17 protein-coding genes are annotated in these 14349 nt (G+C 64.8%); 15 read left to right on the top strand and 2 right to left on the bottom strand.

All coding sequences use genetic code 11. From position 1 onward, the window contains the following. Nucleotides 1–143: 143 nt before the first annotated feature. The gene (locus OCQ_RS08080; protein ID WP_041784856.1) at nucleotides 144–1193 is read right to left on the bottom strand and encodes a hypothetical protein; all 1050 of its coding nucleotides are present in this window, start codon (nucleotides 1191–1193) and stop codon (nucleotides 144–146) included. 209 nt (nucleotides 1194–1402) lie between these two features. On the opposite strand from OCQ_RS08080, the gene OCQ_RS08085 reads away from it, so the two are divergent. From OCQ_RS08085 to OCQ_RS08100, 4 genes are all read left to right on the top strand, one after another. After that, nucleotides 1403–2038, top strand: coding sequence for a TetR/AcrR family transcriptional regulator (locus tag OCQ_RS08085; RefSeq protein ID WP_041784857.1), 636 nt, complete (start codon nucleotides 1403–1405; stop codon nucleotides 2036–2038). A gap of 112 nt (nucleotides 2039–2150) precedes the next feature. Beyond that, nucleotides 2151–2867, top strand: a complete 717-nt coding sequence (locus OCQ_RS27010; RefSeq protein WP_051019714.1) for a hypothetical protein — start codon at nucleotides 2151–2153, stop codon at nucleotides 2865–2867. Next, nucleotides 2864–3463, top strand: coding sequence for a cytochrome c oxidase subunit 3 (locus tag OCQ_RS08095; protein WP_014384221.1), 600 nt, complete (start codon nucleotides 2864–2866; stop codon nucleotides 3461–3463). Before OCQ_RS27010 ends, OCQ_RS08095 begins: the two co-directional genes overlap by 4 nt. 13 nt (nucleotides 3464–3476) lie before the next feature. Further along, nucleotides 3477–3740, top strand: a complete 264-nt coding sequence (locus OCQ_RS08100; RefSeq protein WP_041785451.1) for a cytochrome C oxidase subunit IV family protein — start codon at nucleotides 3477–3479, stop codon at nucleotides 3738–3740. Nucleotides 3741–3747: 7 nt separating this feature from the next. On the opposite strand, the gene OCQ_RS08105 is transcribed toward OCQ_RS08100, so the two are convergent. After that, complete coding sequence (locus OCQ_RS08105) at nucleotides 3748–4545, bottom strand: SDR family NAD(P)-dependent oxidoreductase (RefSeq protein WP_014384223.1); 798 nt, start codon at nucleotides 4543–4545, stop codon at nucleotides 3748–3750. A gap of 108 nt (nucleotides 4546–4653) precedes the next feature. Between OCQ_RS08105 and fabG the strand changes: the two genes are divergently transcribed. From fabG to OCQ_RS08160, 11 genes are read left to right on the top strand one after another with little or no spacing between them, the layout of a single operon-like run. Continuing rightward, complete coding sequence (gene fabG / locus OCQ_RS08110) at nucleotides 4654–5388, top strand: 3-oxoacyl-ACP reductase FabG (protein WP_041784858.1); 735 nt, start codon at nucleotides 4654–4656, stop codon at nucleotides 5386–5388. Next, complete coding sequence (locus tag OCQ_RS08115) at nucleotides 5385–6155, top strand: enoyl-CoA hydratase/isomerase family protein (RefSeq protein WP_014384225.1); 771 nt, start codon at nucleotides 5385–5387, stop codon at nucleotides 6153–6155. The genes fabG and OCQ_RS08115 overlap by 4 nt, the downstream gene beginning before the upstream one ends. Then, the gene (locus tag OCQ_RS08120) at nucleotides 6152–6955 is read left to right on the top strand and encodes an enoyl-CoA hydratase/isomerase family protein (protein ID WP_014384226.1); all 804 of its coding nucleotides are present in this window, start codon (nucleotides 6152–6154) and stop codon (nucleotides 6953–6955) included. The genes OCQ_RS08115 and OCQ_RS08120 overlap by 4 nt, the downstream gene beginning before the upstream one ends. Beyond that, nucleotides 6952–7749, top strand: a complete 798-nt coding sequence (locus tag OCQ_RS08125; RefSeq protein WP_014384227.1) for an enoyl-CoA hydratase/isomerase family protein — start codon at nucleotides 6952–6954, stop codon at nucleotides 7747–7749. The genes OCQ_RS08120 and OCQ_RS08125 overlap by 4 nt, the downstream gene beginning before the upstream one ends. Next, the gene (locus tag OCQ_RS08130; protein WP_014384228.1) at nucleotides 7746–8996 is read left to right on the top strand and encodes an aromatic ring-hydroxylating oxygenase subunit alpha; all 1251 of its coding nucleotides are present in this window, start codon (nucleotides 7746–7748) and stop codon (nucleotides 8994–8996) included. Before OCQ_RS08125 ends, OCQ_RS08130 begins: the two co-directional genes overlap by 4 nt. After that, nucleotides 8993–9532: an aromatic-ring-hydroxylating dioxygenase subunit beta gene (locus OCQ_RS08135; RefSeq protein WP_014384229.1), complete on the top strand. Its 540-nt coding sequence runs from the start codon at nucleotides 8993–8995 to the stop codon at nucleotides 9530–9532. The genes OCQ_RS08130 and OCQ_RS08135 overlap by 4 nt, the downstream gene beginning before the upstream one ends. Further along, nucleotides 9532–9768, top strand: a complete 237-nt coding sequence (locus tag OCQ_RS08140; RefSeq protein WP_014384230.1) for a hypothetical protein — start codon at nucleotides 9532–9534, stop codon at nucleotides 9766–9768. Before OCQ_RS08135 ends, OCQ_RS08140 begins: the two co-directional genes overlap by 1 nt. Then, nucleotides 9765–10973 carry an acetyl-CoA C-acetyltransferase gene (locus OCQ_RS08145; protein WP_041784859.1) on the top strand — a complete coding sequence of 403 codons (1209 nt, stop codon included), beginning with the start codon at nucleotides 9765–9767 and terminating at the stop codon, nucleotides 10971–10973. The genes OCQ_RS08140 and OCQ_RS08145 overlap by 4 nt, the downstream gene beginning before the upstream one ends. Then, nucleotides 10970–12289, top strand: coding sequence for an OB-fold domain-containing protein (locus tag OCQ_RS08150; protein ID WP_014384232.1), 1320 nt, complete (start codon nucleotides 10970–10972; stop codon nucleotides 12287–12289). The genes OCQ_RS08145 and OCQ_RS08150 overlap by 4 nt, the downstream gene beginning before the upstream one ends. Next, complete coding sequence (locus tag OCQ_RS08155; RefSeq protein WP_041784860.1) at nucleotides 12279–13475, top strand: acetyl-CoA acetyltransferase; 1197 nt, start codon at nucleotides 12279–12281, stop codon at nucleotides 13473–13475. Before OCQ_RS08150 ends, OCQ_RS08155 begins: the two co-directional genes overlap by 11 nt. 9 nt (nucleotides 13476–13484) lie before the next feature. Continuing rightward, nucleotides 13485–14345 carry an SDR family oxidoreductase gene (locus OCQ_RS08160; protein WP_041784861.1) on the top strand — a complete coding sequence of 287 codons (861 nt, stop codon included), beginning with the start codon at nucleotides 13485–13487 and terminating at the stop codon, nucleotides 14343–14345. The last annotated feature ends 4 nt before the right edge of the window (nucleotides 14346–14349 follow it).

The raw sequence follows: 14349 nt of genomic DNA on the forward strand, positions 1-14349 counted from the left end.
TGACACAGTGCTGCGCGCGTGGGTCGGAACCGGCCGAGGAACGACGGATGCTCGGTCGCCACCGGCGCATCTCGCCCGAGACCAATTCGGCGCCCCTGCCGCGAAGCAGGGGCGCCGAAGTTGGCTGCTGACGAGCAGCGGTGTTAGAGCGAACCCGCGGCTTGCGGCGTACGCGCCGCCTGGCTGGCGGCGTTGCCCAGGACGACGCGAGGCCCCACCACGATCGCCTGTGTCGGATCCTCGGGATCCGACGCGATGCCGTCGCCGCGCTTGACTCCGCCTTCGTCGCACATCTGTTGCCACATGGCCTTTCGAGTGGCACGTGAGGGCGTGAGCTTGCCGTAGGCGAAGACCCGCCAGGTTGTCCACCGCGGCGCGGGTAGCTCTGCGGGCCGACCGACAAGACGGTGCAGGATGACCATCCAGCCGACCATCATGACCATCATGATCGTGGTGGCAACCCAACGCATCCACACAGGGATGGTGGAGTTCAGCACGAGGATGTGGATCGATCCCACACCGAAGTAGGCCACCATCATCCCGAACGGTGCCGCGAGGAGCAGCAGCAGCTTCTGGGCTCCCTTGAGTCGCGGCACCGCGAACGCCAGGATGGCGCCGACCGTGACGAACGAGCCGCCGTTGATGAAGCCCCACCAGTACGGGAAGTTGAAGAACTTGTAAGGCTGCACGCCGTAGTAAAGGTAGACCCCGAGATTGATGCCGATGCTTTCCATGAGGGCGTCGGTGGCAATGCCGAGCCCGAGGAGCATGAAGAAGACGTTGCGATGGGCACCGTTACGGATCACGAAGTAGCAGAAGTACGACTCCAGCCCGAGAAAAGCGACGTAGCACAGCGGAATGAGAGCTGGCACGGTGATGCCGAAGTTGGTGAACGCCGGTACCAGATTATGGGCCCAGTGCAGGTGGCCCAAGAGGTCGAGCATCGGCTCGAGCAGGCTGCAGATCAGGCCACTGCCGAGTACCAGCAAGGGAACGAAGTTGCGACTCCCCAGGGCAGCCCGAATGGCCCACGGCAAGGCGAAGATGACGACCGCGGCGCCAGCGACGAAGAAGAAGATGACTTCCGATACGGTGCTCGCCGTGAACTCGCCGGGGGCGGGTTGCATGTTGGGTGGCCACCCTTGGTGGTCACTGACTAAAGGCCACCATCCGGTGGCAAGTGTTCGATCCATCGCGTTGGAACCCTTCTCGAGACGTCGAGGCCGCGGCACTGGCACCAACCGATGAGCGGTGCGGCATCGGTCTCATACCACGGCTAATTGTTGACTGCCTCACACTAACACTATGTCCATACACTGTGTATACCAGTTTCGAATTCCAAATAAATTACGAGCACTGCAAATTGCACCGCCCCGTCGTTGCGAGTAGTACGCTCGCGGCGATGTCCGAGATCTCGCGTCGAGCGGCCGGCCGGTACCGATCGGTCGACACCGCGGGCGTGAGCACCGTCGATAGTCTGTTCGACGCGACGAGGCGGTTGCTGGACAAGAAGTCGTTCAACGATATAAGCGTCGCCGACGTGCTCGTCGAGGCCGGAATCTCGCGGGCTACCTTTTACTTCTACTTCTCGTCCAAGTTCTCGGTATTGTGCGGCCTCTTGGAACGGGCGATGGATGACATCTTCGACACCGTGCAGCCGTTCCTGGTTCGGTCAGACGAGGATTCGCCCGAAGAGGCACTCGAGCGAAGCCTGCGCGCCGTAACGGCAGCCTGGCACCGGCATCGACCGATCCTGCAAGCGGCAGCCCATCACTGGCACTCGGACGCCGGCCTTCACGAGCTGTGGTTGAGCATTGTCGAGCGATTCGTAAGCGCGGGAGCCGAGGAGATCGAACGAGAACGGGCCGCGGGCCTCATCACTTCCAACGAATCGGGCCGAACGCTGGCCTCGACCTTGTTCTGGGGCACCGAGCGCGTCCTGTACATCGCGGGTCTGGCGGTGGAGCCTTCTCTGCCGGATGAAGAGGCCGCTCTCGGGCCACTCGTCGCGATGTGGCACGGCACGCTCTACGGATAGCGGACCTTCAGGGCGATCGCGAATATGGCCTCCGGCGTTGACGTTCGAACGGATTCTAATCCATATTAGACCCGAGCTCGCCGTAGCGGCGGTTCGGCGGAAAAGGAGCGACATGACACCCGCATTGCAACGCACTCTCGCCTGGAGTGGGCCCGTTTTCGTGCTCGTGCTCTTCCCGGCGATGATCATGATCGGGCTGCTGCCGCCGGCCCCGCCGTTGAGAACAGCGGTTGAGGTCGCTGAGTTCTGGTCCACGAGAACAGGTCTCAGACGCCTCGGCCTCGTTCTAATGCTGGCCAGCGCTGGGTTGCAGGCCCCGTTCGGTGCCCTCATGGCGATCCGCATCAAGCAGATGGAGGGCCGGCTTTCGGTGCTGGCCTACCTCGAACTAATCGGCTGCGCATTGTCCGTTGTCGCGATCGTGATGCCGACCTTCGCCTTCGCTGCCGCGTCGTACCGCCCGGAGCGCAACCCCGAGATCACCCAAGCGCTCAACGACCTCGGCTGGTTGCCATTCGTGATGAACTGGCCGGCAGCGACGATTCAATGCCTGGCAATCGCCTTCGCGATCTTTGGGGCGACGCGGGAGATCTTTCCGCGCTGGTTCGCCTACTGGAATCTATGGTGCGGTTTCGTCTTCGCCGCCGGGGGACTTGTTGTGCTCTTCAAGGACGGCGTCTTCGCGTGGAACGGGCTTCTAGCGTTCTGGTTGGTTGCTGTGTTCTTCGGCGCCTGGTTCCTCGTCATGACCTGGCAGCTGTTGGCCACCATCGGCACCGCACACGACTCCATGTGCGCGCCCGTCCCGCACGCCGCGCGCACGCCTTGACCATCACCCGACGGCCGGAGCCGGACTCTCCGCGATCCGACGAACGGCGCATCCCGGGCGAAGAAGGCATTTGGGTTCTGGTGCTGGGCGACATGGTGGTGTTCGCGCTCTTCTTCGGATCCTTCATGTACTCCCGTCGTCAGAATCCGCACGCGTTCGCCATCGATCATGTCGGCTTGTTGACTTCGCTGGGCACGGTGAACACCGTCTTGCTGTTGACCAGCTCGCTGTCGGTGGCGCTCGGAGTCGCCAGGGTGCTGGCCGGCGCTCACGTGGGCTCCGCACGATACTTCGTGGGAGCACTGTGTTGTGGCGGCGGATTCGTCGTCGTAAAGGCCATCGAATGGACTCGCTTGTTCAGCGAGGGCAGGCGGGCCGGCGCCGGAGAGTACTTCTCCTACTATTTCGTGTTCACAGGAATCCATCTCGCGCACGTCCTGATCGGGCTCGTCGTGCTCGCACGCGTCGTCGTCGTGACGTCGAAACCGACGCTCGGCCCATCTCAAAGACGGTTCTGCGAGACTGCGGGTGTCTACTGGCACCTTGTCGACCTCTTGTGGGTCGTCTTGTTCGCACTGTTCTACTTGCTCAAGTGAGTTTCACGTGAAGATGCATCGGAACTTATTTCTCGCATGGTCGGCACTCGTCGTGCTGACCTTCGGCTCCTTCGCAGTCGGCATCGAACAATCCGACCGCCTTGCCGCAGCGGCAACCGTGGTGATCATCGCTGCGGCCATGATCAAGGTACGGCTCATCGGCCTGTACTTCATGGATCTGCGCATCGCGCCGCGTGGCTTGCGATTCGTCTTCGACGCTTACGTCGGATTGGTGTTCGTCGGTCTGACGGTTCTCGCACTGCCGGTCGGCATCTGACCCGGCGTCACGGCATAGTGTAGCCGCCGCTGATCGAGATGAGTTGTCCCGTAACTTGTCTCGCTGCGAGGTCAGAGGAGAACCAGACGGTGGCCCGGCCGATGTCGTCCGCGGTGGTCAGTCGCCGCAGCGGGGTGTCCTTGAGCATGTAGTCGATCTGCTTCTCATTGAAGACGTTTTCCAGTCCGATCGACCAGAGGCTCGTGGCGCCCACCGCGTCAGGGCCGTCCGGGATGACGAGGCCGGGGCAGATGACGTTGGAGCGTACGCCGTGCCTGCCGTGCTCTCGCGCGGTCGTGCGAGCGAGTGCCACCATCGCCGCCTTCGAAGCACCGTAGACACCCTGGCGGATCTGTCCGAAAGCCGCTTCGCTCGCGATGAACACGATAGCGCCCCCACCGGCGTCCTTCATCGGCTCAATGGCCGCTTGGGTGGCCGCAATCGCGCTGAACAGATTGATCTCGATGAGGCGCTGCCATTTGTCACGATCGGTATCGGTGGCGAGGAATGCCGGCACGCTCCAACCGGCATTGTTCACCAAAACGTCGATGCCGCCCCATTGAGCGACGGCCGCGCCGACCGCGACCTCGCCGCCACCTGGTTCGGTGAGGTCGGCGATCGCCAACTCGACTGCGGCGGCGCCACGATCCAGTGCCTCGTCGCGCACCTTCTTGGCCTGAGGTTCGTCGATGTCGTTCAACACGATTCGGGCGCCCTCGGCGGCGAACGCGTGCACGATACCCCGGCCGATGTTGGACGCTCCGCCGGTGACAACGACGCGAGCGTTCGCAAGTCCCAGATCCACGATGATTCTCCTCGCAGGGGGTTGGTTGAGTGATCCAATTGGTTTAACCTAGATTAGAAATTATGATTAAATTTGTCTATGGCCAAACCTCTTCCTCGGTCGTTGCGCATGGCTGACCCGCTGCTGAGTGACAGGGTCGCTGTAGTCACCGGTGCCGCGCGCGGCATCGGTGCAGAGATCGCCCGCTTATTGAAGGTGCACGGTGCAAACGTGGTGCTTGCCGATCTCGACGAGGCCACTGTGAAGTCAACTGCGGACAAGCTAGACAGCATCGGGGTGGCGTGCGACGTGACGGCCGACGCGGACGTGCAGCGGCTCGTCGATCAAGCGGTGGCCGAGCACGGAAAGCTCGACCTGTTCGTCAACAACGCGGGCATCACCCGCGATGCGTCTATGCGGAAGATGACGGTGGTTGACTTCGATGCCGTCGTCACTGTCAGCCTGCGCGGAACTTGGCTGGGCGTTCGGCATGCGTGCGCGGTGATGCGAGAGCAGAAGTCCGGCAGCATCGTCAACATCTCGTCGCTGTCGGGCAAGTCCGGTAATCCGGGGCAGACGAACTACAGCGCGGCCAAGGCGGGCATCGTCGGCTTGACGAAGGCGGCCGCGAAGGAAGTCGCGCATCACAACGTGCGAGTCAATGCGATTCAGCCTGGGCTGATCCGGACGCCGATGACCGAGGCGATGCGCCCAGAGGTGTTCGCCGAGCGGGAGGCGGCGGTTCCGATGAAGCGTGCGGGACGCGCAGAGGAGGTCGCCGGCGCGGTCGTCTTTCTCGGGTCGGACCTCTCGAGCTACATCACGGGCGCGGTGCTCGAGGTCGGTGGCGGGAGGTACATGTGACCATCTCGCATGCGGTCGACGCCGGTGTCGCAACGGTCGTCCTCGACCGGCCGGATCGCCTGAACGCCATCACGACGGCGATGGCGCGCGAGCTCGCGGGTGCAATTACCGAGTTGGGCGGCCATCCTGAGGTGCGGGTGGTTGTTGTCAAAGGGGCTGGTGAGAACTTCTGTGCCGGTGGTGATTTCGATGAGGTCGGGCGGCTCCGGGCTGAGGGTGCCGCGCGGCTGAGCGGACTTTTCAGCGCCTTTCGGGCTGCCTGTGACGCCATCGCGGCTGTCGAGGCTCCCGTCGTCGCGGCCGTTCGAGGGGTGGCCGCTGCTGGCGGGTTCGAGTTGATGCAGGCGGCTGACATCGTCCTGGTGAGCGACGACGCCCGCATCGCCGACAGCCACGTGAAGTTCGGCATGATCCCCGGAGGGGGCAGTACCGCACGTCTGCCGCGCATCGTAGGTACGCAGCAGGCCTTGGGACTGCTGTTGTCCGGCGACGAGATCTCCGGCCGAGAGGCCGTTGCCCTCGGCCTGGCCTACCGAACTCTTTCCTCCTCTGAATTCGACGAAGAGGTCGACCGCTTCGCCAGGAAGCTGGCGACTCGCCAGCGCGAGTCGGTCGTCACGATCAAGCGCCTGGTGCGTTCCGGTCTCGGTCAGCCGCTGCACGAGGCATTAGACGCCGAACAGACTGCCGTCGTCGAACACATCATCGCCGCTGGTAGCGGCACAGACCGGTTTGCCAGTAGACCAGGAGCGAAGGTGCGCACATGACAAAATCGATCGAAGAGCCGGTTGCCGTGGAGACGAGCGCCCACGGCGTGGCCCGGCTGCAACTCAACCGGCCCGAGGCGTCCAATGGACTCGACGTGCCGCTCCTGCGTGCGCTGCACGAGGCGATTCTGGCATGTCACGCGGATCCTGCTGTGCGCGTGGTGCTGCTGACCGGCGCAGGCCGCAATTTCTGCGCTGGCGGCGACGTGAAGACATTCGAGTCCAAAGGCGAAGAACTTCCCGCTTACCTTCGGGAGGCCACGGCGTGGCTGCAACTGGCGACCGCTGCCTTGATACAGCTGCGGGTCCCCGTGGTGACCGCCGTACAAGGTTTCGCAGCCGGCGGCGGCGGGATGGGCCTGGTGTGCGCGTCCGACCTCGTAGTAGCTGGAGAATCTGCGAAGTTCTTCTCCGGAGCCGTGCGAGTAGGGATGGCGCCGGACGGCGGCTCCTCGGTGACCCTTACCCAACTGGTCGGCCTTCGCCAAACGTTGCGCATCCTGCTGACAAATCCCACGCTGAGCGCCGCCGAGGCACTCGAGATCGGACTGATCACCGAAGTAGTACCCGACGATGCCCTGACTGCGCGAGCCGATGAGCTCGTCGCCCAACTCGCCGACTTGCCACCACTGGCCTTGTCGGCGACCAAGCGGTTGGTATGGAGTGGGGTAGGGCAGTCGGTGGAGCAGCGTCTTGCCGAGGAGGCGCGAACGGTTTCGGAGCTTTCCGGCACCGCGGATTCCCTAGAAGGCCTCCGCGCCGTCATCGAGCGACGACCCCCGAGGTTTGTGGGCCGATGACGATACGGACAGAGCAGTTCGGCGCAGTCCGCACCATCACGCTGAATCGACCAGAGCGCCGCAACGCGATCGACATTCCGCTGCGGCTCGCTTTGGCGGACGCACTCGAGGCCTCCGACCGCGACGCATCCGTGCGTGCCATCGTGCTCACCGGAGCCGGCCCGATGTTCTGTTCAGGTGGTGACATCACCACGATGCGGCGGATGTCGCCCACCGAGGCGCTGGAGCGAGCTCAGTTGGCGCAGCGCGTCATACGAGCCATATGGAACACCCCCAAGCCCGTCATCGCGGCGGTGGAGGGTGGCGCGTTCGGCGCCGGTCTCGCACTGGCCGCCGCGTGCGACCGCGTCGTCGCCGCCAAGGACGCCCGATTTGCGACCACGTTCCTGAATGTAGGACTTGCGGGGGACATGGGTGCCTACGCCTCCCTGCCGGCCCGGATTGGCGTGGCACGCACCCGCCAGATGCTTCTCATGGGCAGGCCAATCGACGCAGACACAGCCCTGGCGGGGGGCTTGGTAGACGATTTGGCCGATCCGGGTCACTGCCTCCGATCGGCCTCGGATGATGCGCACACGCTTGCCAATCGACCAGCCCAAGCACTCGGGGTTATCAAGAAGTTGCTCGCCCAGGCGCCGCGACTGCTCGCGACCGACGTACTCGACCTAGAAGCGAATCAACAGGCTGAACTCTTCGGCACCGACGACTTCGCCGAAGGCGTTACCGCCTTCCGGGAGAAGCGCACTCCGCGATTCGCCGACTGCGAAGAGCTACCCCAAGGAGTCCCGTCATGACCTCGGTACTCAACGACCGTCTCGACCGGCTGATCCAGCGCGATCGAGTGCACGGGTCGCTTTACACCGACGGCGAGATCTTTGCCGAGGAACTGCGCAAGATCTGGTATCGCACTTGGGTCTTCGTCGGTCACGAGAGCGAGGTCGCACAGCCGAACGACTACGTCCGCAAGAAGCTAGGCCTGCAGGACGTCATCATGACCCGCGACCGCGACGGGCAGCTACACCTGCTGCTGAACCGGTGTTCGCACCGGGGAAACCAGGTATGTGACGACGCCAAAGGCAACTCGGGCACGTTTCGCTGCCCCTATCACGGCTGGACCTTCCGCAACACCGGCGAACTCGTCGGATTCCCTTTCTTCAAGGGCTACGGCCAACGACGACTGGACATGCCGCTCGGGCGGGTGCCGCGGGTGGACACCTACGGCGGGTTCGTGTTCGGAAGTTTCGCCGAGGATGGTCCCGATTTGCACGAGCACCTCGGTGCGGCCGCCGGTGAGATCGATCGGCTGACCCGGTTGTCTCCGGAGGGCAAGGTCGCGCTCAACGCCGGCTGGTTGCAGCACCAGACACGCGCTAACTGGAAGTTGCTGGCCGAGAACGAGACCGACGGATATCACCCACAATTCGTGCACGGCTCGATCTTCGGAGTCACCGGCAGCACCATCGGCCCGCTCTACGGCGACTCCTCCAGCGCCGTCACGCGCGATCTCGGGAGCGGGCACAGTGAGAACGACCTGCGGCCCGAATTCCGGAAGTTCGCCGAACCGATGCGCTGGTTCGGCACCACCGAGTCACGGGTGCCCAACTACGTCGCGGCGATGCGTGCCACGTACGGAGCCGACGCCGAACGGATCCTCATCGAAGGCGCCCCGCACGTGATGATCTTCCCGAACCTGTTCATCGCCGAGATCCAGGTGTTCAACATTCAGCCGGTCGCGGTCGACGAGTGCGTGCAGTACTCGACTGCCGTGCAGTTGGTGGGGGCGCCCGAACTCAACCGGCGGATGGTCTCGCAGTGCATTGGGTCCGTCGGTCCGGCCGGAATGCTGTTGGCCGACGACACCGAGATGTACGAACGCAATCAGCACGGGTTGGAGGCCCTGAGCCCGGAGTGGCTGGACGTGCGGCGCGGCCTGAACCGGGAGCGCGTCGACGAGAACGGCTTCACCATCGGCGGGGCGACTGACGAGACGGGCATACGCGGATTCTGGTCGCACTACCGGACCTTGATGGAGGACGCATGACCACCGACACAACGGATGCCATGGATGCCACGGTGTCCCCGCTGCCCGCCGGGTACGACCGCTTCGAGATCGAGCAGTTCCTGTTCCGCGAGGCGCGGTTCGCCGACGAGAGCGACTACGACGCTTGGGAAGCACTCTGGACCGACGATGCGCTGTACTGGGTGCCCGCCAATGGTGCCGACACGGACCCACGCAGGCAGATGTCGGTGATCTACGACAATCGCAGCCGCATCCGCACCCGGCTCAAGCAGGCCCGCACCGGACGGCGGTACGCCGCCGCCCCGGTCTCCAACTTGCGCCGCTCGCTGTCCAACATCGAATTCCTCGGTGGTCACGAAACACCCGACGGGAACATCGATCTCGAAGTCGGCGCGAACTTCCTGCTCCTCGAGTCGCGGGCGCGTGCGAATCACCTGTGGGGAGGTCGCGTTACCTATCGCGTTCGGCGGACCGAGTCGGGACTGCGATTGGCCTACAAGAAGGTCGTGCTGACCGACAACGACAAGCCCATCCCCACACTGGGATTCCTCATCTGATGGGCATCCAGTTCGACGACGACGGGCTGTCGCCAACCATCGGAAGCGAGTTCGCCGAGGTGTCGGTGTCCATCGACGGCGAGGCGAACTCGGTGCGGCTTCGACTCGAGGACCTGCGCACCGGGCGGGTGCGCTACCTCGACGCACTCGAACTCGAGACGCTGGTATGGCTTCCCGAGCCGACGTTGACCGCGCTGATGGACCCCTCCCACAACAGGTGGAGGGGAGAATCGTGAGGCGGGCGGCCATCGTGGCGCCGGTGCGTACGGCGGTCGGCATCTTTGGCGGCAGCCTGCGACCGCTGCGCGCAGAGGGCCTCGCGGTGCCGGTAATCAAGGCCGTGATCGAACGCAGCGGCGTTCCCGCCGATCTCATCGAGGACGTCGTCTTCGCACAGTCCTACGCCAACTCCGAAGCCCCTTGCATCGGCCGCTGGGTCGCGCTGAACGCCGGTTTGCCGACCACCGTTCCCGGGTTGCAGATCGACCGAAGATGCGGTGGCGGACTCCAAGCCGTGATCACCGCGGCGATGACCGTGCAGACCGGCGCGGCCGACGTCGTGCTCGCCGGTGGCGTGGAGTCGATGAGCAACATCGAGCACTACACCACCAGCGCGCGGTGGGGGAGCCGCGCTGGCAATCAGACGCTCTACGATCGGCTCGACCGCGGGCGCGAGATGTCGCAGCCCGCTTGGCGATTCGGGGCTATCAGCGGGATGATTGAAACCGCCGAGAACCTGGCGTCGGACTATGGCATCGACCGCGAGGCGGCCGACGCCTTCGCGGTCCGCAGTCACCAGCGGGCCGTGGCCGCGCGCGACGCGGGATTGTTCGCCGACGAGATCGTGGCGGTCGAAGTCCCGCAACGACGTGCGGATCCGGTGATCTTCGACCGCGACGAGGGCGTGCGCCCCGAGTCAACGCTGGAGTCACTCAGCCGGCTAAAGCCCATCACCGCGGGCGGCACGGTCACGGCCGGAAACTCTAGCCAGCAGAACGACGCCGCCGCCGCGTGCCTTGTGGTGGCTGAGGACATGCTCGAACCGCTCGGCTTGCAGCCTCTGGGGTTCCTCGAGGGGTGGGCTGCCATAGGATGCGAGCCGTCGCGGATGGGCATCGGCCCAGTCGGAGCCGTCGAGAAACTCTTCGGAAGAACCGGTTTGACGTTCGACGACCTCAGCTTGATCGAGGTCAACGAAGCCTTCGCGGTGCAGGTGCTTGCCGTGCTGTCGGGTTGGGGGATCAAACTCGACGACGTCGAGGATCGGCTCAACGTCAACGGATCCGGAATCTCGCTCGGACATCCCATCGGAGCGACGGGCGTGCGAATACTGACCACCATGCTCCACGAACTCCACCGTCGCGGTGGCGGTTTGGCGTTGGAGACGATGTGCGTCGGTGGCGGGCAGGGGCTGGCGGCGGTATTTCGGGGGGTCGGGTGAAACCACTGCTCGGCTACGCCACCTACGTTCCCGCCCATCGGGTGGGCAAGCGCGTGGTGGCCGGCTTCGACGAGGACTCCACCACCATGGCAGTCGCCGCGGCTGCCGACCTCGGGTCGGGCGAATCCAGCGCGCTGTACTTCGCAACCAGCACGCCGGCCTACGCCGACAAGACCAATGCGTGCGCTATCCACGCCGCCCTCGGATGGGACCCCGGAGCTTTCGCCGCCGACCTGTGCGGTACCGGGCGCAGCGGCTTCGCCGCCATCCGTGCCGCCGTCTCGGGCGGCGGTCTGGTGGTGGCGGCGGACGTCCGGATCGGGAGGGCAGGATCGGCTGACGAAAAGCGCGGCGGCGACGGAGCCGCGGCGCTGAGCTTCGGCGACGGCGAACCCATTGCACAACCGATCGCCATGGCGACCCGCACGTCCGAGTTCCTCGACCGATGGCGGCTGCCGACCCGTTCGTTCGGCCAGCAGTGGGAGGAGCGGTTCGGCTTCGAGCGGTACGCGGCGCTGATTCGCTCGTGTGCAACCGAGGCGCTGGATGCCGCGGGTCTGGCCGACGTCGACCACGTCGCGTTGGCATGTCCGAATCCGGCTGTGGTCAAGCGCTCCGCCACCTTGGCCAAGGGCCAAAAATCGGTCGTCACATCGCCGATCGGATTCAGTGGCGCCGCCGATGCCATGGTGGCGCTCTGCGCGGTGCTCGACACAGCCGTACCGGGCGACACCATCCTCGTGCTCTCCGCGACCGATGGGTGCGATGCCCTGGTGCTGCGCGTTTGCCCTGCCCTGGCAGAACGCCGGCAACGACATCCCTTGCAGCAACGACTCGCCGCGGGGATGCCCGTCGACCGGCTCACGTACCTGTCGTGGCGCGGGTTGCTCGAGCTGGAGCCGCCGCGTCGGCCCGAGCCGGAACGCGCCGCCGCGCCGCCCGCGGGACGCAACAGTGCCTGGAAGTTCGGATTCGCCGGATCACGGTGCACCAATTGTGGATTCGTGCACATGCCACCAGCGCGTGCATGCCGATCGTGTGGCGCCATCGACGAGATGGAAGCGGCGCCCGCTGCGGGCCTCAGCGGCACCGTCGCCACCTTCACGGTGGATCACCTGGCCTACTCGCCGTCACCACCTGTGGTGCAAGTGGCCGTCGACATCGACGGCGGGGGCCGGTGCACGCTGGAACTCGCCGACGCGCAACCGGAGCGCCTCTGCGTCGGCGCGCGGGTCGGCTTTACGTTTCGCCGCTTGTTCACCGCGGGCGACGTGCACGACTACTTCTGGAAGGCGGTGCTGCTCGATGGCCAGTAACGGGATCGCCGGGAAAGTGGCGGTCGTCGGCATGGGCTGTTCCAAATTCGGGGAACGATGGGAGGCCTCAAGCGACGATCTCATCCTCGAGGCGTATCACGAGTGCCTGCAGACTGCCAGGGTCGTCCGCGAGGACGTGGACGCCTACTGGCTGGGCACGTTGAGCTCCGGCTTGGGTGGGCTCACATTGAGCCGCGCCATCGGCGTCGACGACAAACCCGTCACGCGAGTCGAAAACTTCTGTGCCACTGGGTCGGAGGCCTTCCGCAACGCCTGTTACGCGGTAGCTTGCGGCGCCTACGACGTGGCTATGGCTGTCGGTGTCGAAAAGCTCAAGGACTCAGGCTATTCCGGCTTGCTGCGTCAGGATCCGCCGGGGGACGGCACCGCCGCGGAGCTGTCGATGACCGCCCCGGCGGCGTTCTCTCTGCTCGATCCCGCCTACTGCGCGCGCCATGGCGTCCATCCCGACGAGATGCGCGCAGCGATGACCCACGTCGCCTGGAAGAATCATGCGAACGGTGTCCGCAACCCCAAAGCGCAATTTCGGTCACCAGTCGAAAAGGACGTTATCGACAAGGCCGCGAAGGTCGCCGGCCGACTCGGCGTCTTCGATTGCTCTGGGGTCTCCGACGGAGCCGCGTGCGCGCTGATCGTGCCGGCGGACAGGGCTCACGAGTACACCGATACCCCGATGTATGTCAACGCGCTCGCGTTGGTGGCCGGTTCCGGGCGCGGGAACGTCGACGCTGCCTACGACTTCACCACCTTCCCCGAAGTCGTCAAGGCCGCCAAAGACGCCTACGCGCAGGCCGGCATCACCGATCCCGCCTCTCAGCTGTCCCTTGCCGAGGTGCACGACTGCTTTACACCGACCGAGATCGTGCTGATGGAGGATCTCGGATTCACCGACCGCGGACAAGGATGGAAAGACGTGCTGGCCGGTGAATTCGACGCCGATGGGCGGCTTCCCGTGAACGTCGATGGCGGGCTGAAGAGTTTCGGGCACCCGGTCGGAGCGAGTGGACTGCGGATGCTCTACGAGGCTTGGCTGCAGTTCCGCGGACAAGCCGGGGACCGTCAACTCAGCGATCCCCATCTCGCCTTGACCCACAACCTCGGAGGACGGCCAGGAGGATGCGTGTCCTTCGTCTCGGTCGTCTCCCGCGACCGCATCATCCATTAAGGAGCACACGTGCCAGGACTTGAAGACCGCGTCATCGTAGTCACGGGAGCAGGTGGCGGGCTCGGACGGGCCTACGCCCAGTTCCTTGCCGCCAACGGAGCCCTCGTCGTCGTCAACGATCTCGGTGGCGCCCGAGACGGCTCCGGAGCGGGAACGTCCATGGCGGACAACGTCGTCGACGAGATCCGCGCCGCCGGCGGTCGTGCCGTGGCCAACTACTCGTCGGTTGCTATCGATGAGGGCGCAGCCGAGATCATCGACACCGCGCTCACGGAGTTCGGAGCCGTGCACGGCATCGTCAGCAACGCGGGAATCCTGCGTGACGGCGCCTTCCACAAGATGACCCCAGAGAACTGGGACTCCGTGGTCAAGGTGCACCTCTACGGCGGATACAACGTCATCCGGGCGGCATGGCCACACATGCGCGGACAAGAGTTTGGACGCATCGTCGTGGCCACATCCACCAGCGGCCTCTACGGAAACTTCGGCCAGGCCAATTACGGTGCAGCCAAGGCAGGCTTGGTCGGCCTGATCAACACGCTGGCGATTGAGGGCGCCAAGTACGGGATCACCGCCAACGCCGTCGCTCCCTTGGCCGCCACTCGAATGACGGCCGACGTGGCGCCGCAGGATTTGCTCGACAAGCTCGATCCTCGACTGGTCGCACCCGCGGTCGGTCATCTGATGTCGGCGTCGAACACCGATACCGGCTCGGTGTTCGTCGTCGGCGGCGGACTCGTCCAACGTGTCGCGCAATTCCAGAACGATGGAGTGACATTCACCGAAGCCCCTTCGTTGGATGAAATTGCCGGCAAGTGGCCCGAAATCAGCGATATGGCCTCCGCGAAGCCGGGCGTCAACCCGGTTTGAGCGG

Source organism: Mycobacterium paraintracellulare, from assembly GCF_000276825.1.
GTDB lineage: Bacteria > Actinomycetota > Actinomycetes > Mycobacteriales > Mycobacteriaceae > Mycobacterium > Mycobacterium intracellulare.

Excerpts from the sequence above, each read along its gene's own strand:
- OCQ_RS08080 (WP_041784856.1), bottom strand. The coding sequence starts at position 1,193 with ATGGATCGAACACTTGCCACCGGATGGTGGCCTTTAGTCAGTGACCAC.
- OCQ_RS08085 (WP_041784857.1), top strand. The coding sequence starts at position 1,403 with ATGTCCGAGATCTCGCGTCGAGCGGCCGGCCGGTACCGATCGGTCGAC.
- OCQ_RS27010 (WP_051019714.1), top strand. The coding sequence starts at position 2,151 with ATGACACCCGCATTGCAACGCACTCTCGCCTGGAGTGGGCCCGTTTTC.
- OCQ_RS08100 (WP_041785451.1), top strand. The coding sequence starts at position 3,477 with ATGCATCGGAACTTATTTCTCGCATGGTCGGCACTCGTCGTGCTGACC.
- fabG (WP_041784858.1), top strand. The coding sequence starts at position 4,654 with ATGGCTGACCCGCTGCTGAGTGACAGGGTCGCTGTAGTCACCGGTGCC.
- OCQ_RS08120 (WP_014384226.1), top strand. The coding sequence starts at position 6,152 with ATGACAAAATCGATCGAAGAGCCGGTTGCCGTGGAGACGAGCGCCCAC.
- OCQ_RS08125 (WP_014384227.1), top strand. The coding sequence starts at position 6,952 with ATGACGATACGGACAGAGCAGTTCGGCGCAGTCCGCACCATCACGCTG.
- OCQ_RS08130 (WP_014384228.1), top strand. The coding sequence starts at position 7,746 with ATGACCTCGGTACTCAACGACCGTCTCGACCGGCTGATCCAGCGCGAT.
- OCQ_RS08135 (WP_014384229.1), top strand. The coding sequence starts at position 8,993 with ATGACCACCGACACAACGGATGCCATGGATGCCACGGTGTCCCCGCTG.
- OCQ_RS08140 (WP_014384230.1), top strand. The coding sequence starts at position 9,532 with ATGGGCATCCAGTTCGACGACGACGGGCTGTCGCCAACCATCGGAAGC.
- OCQ_RS08155 (WP_041784860.1), top strand. The coding sequence starts at position 12,279 with ATGGCCAGTAACGGGATCGCCGGGAAAGTGGCGGTCGTCGGCATGGGC.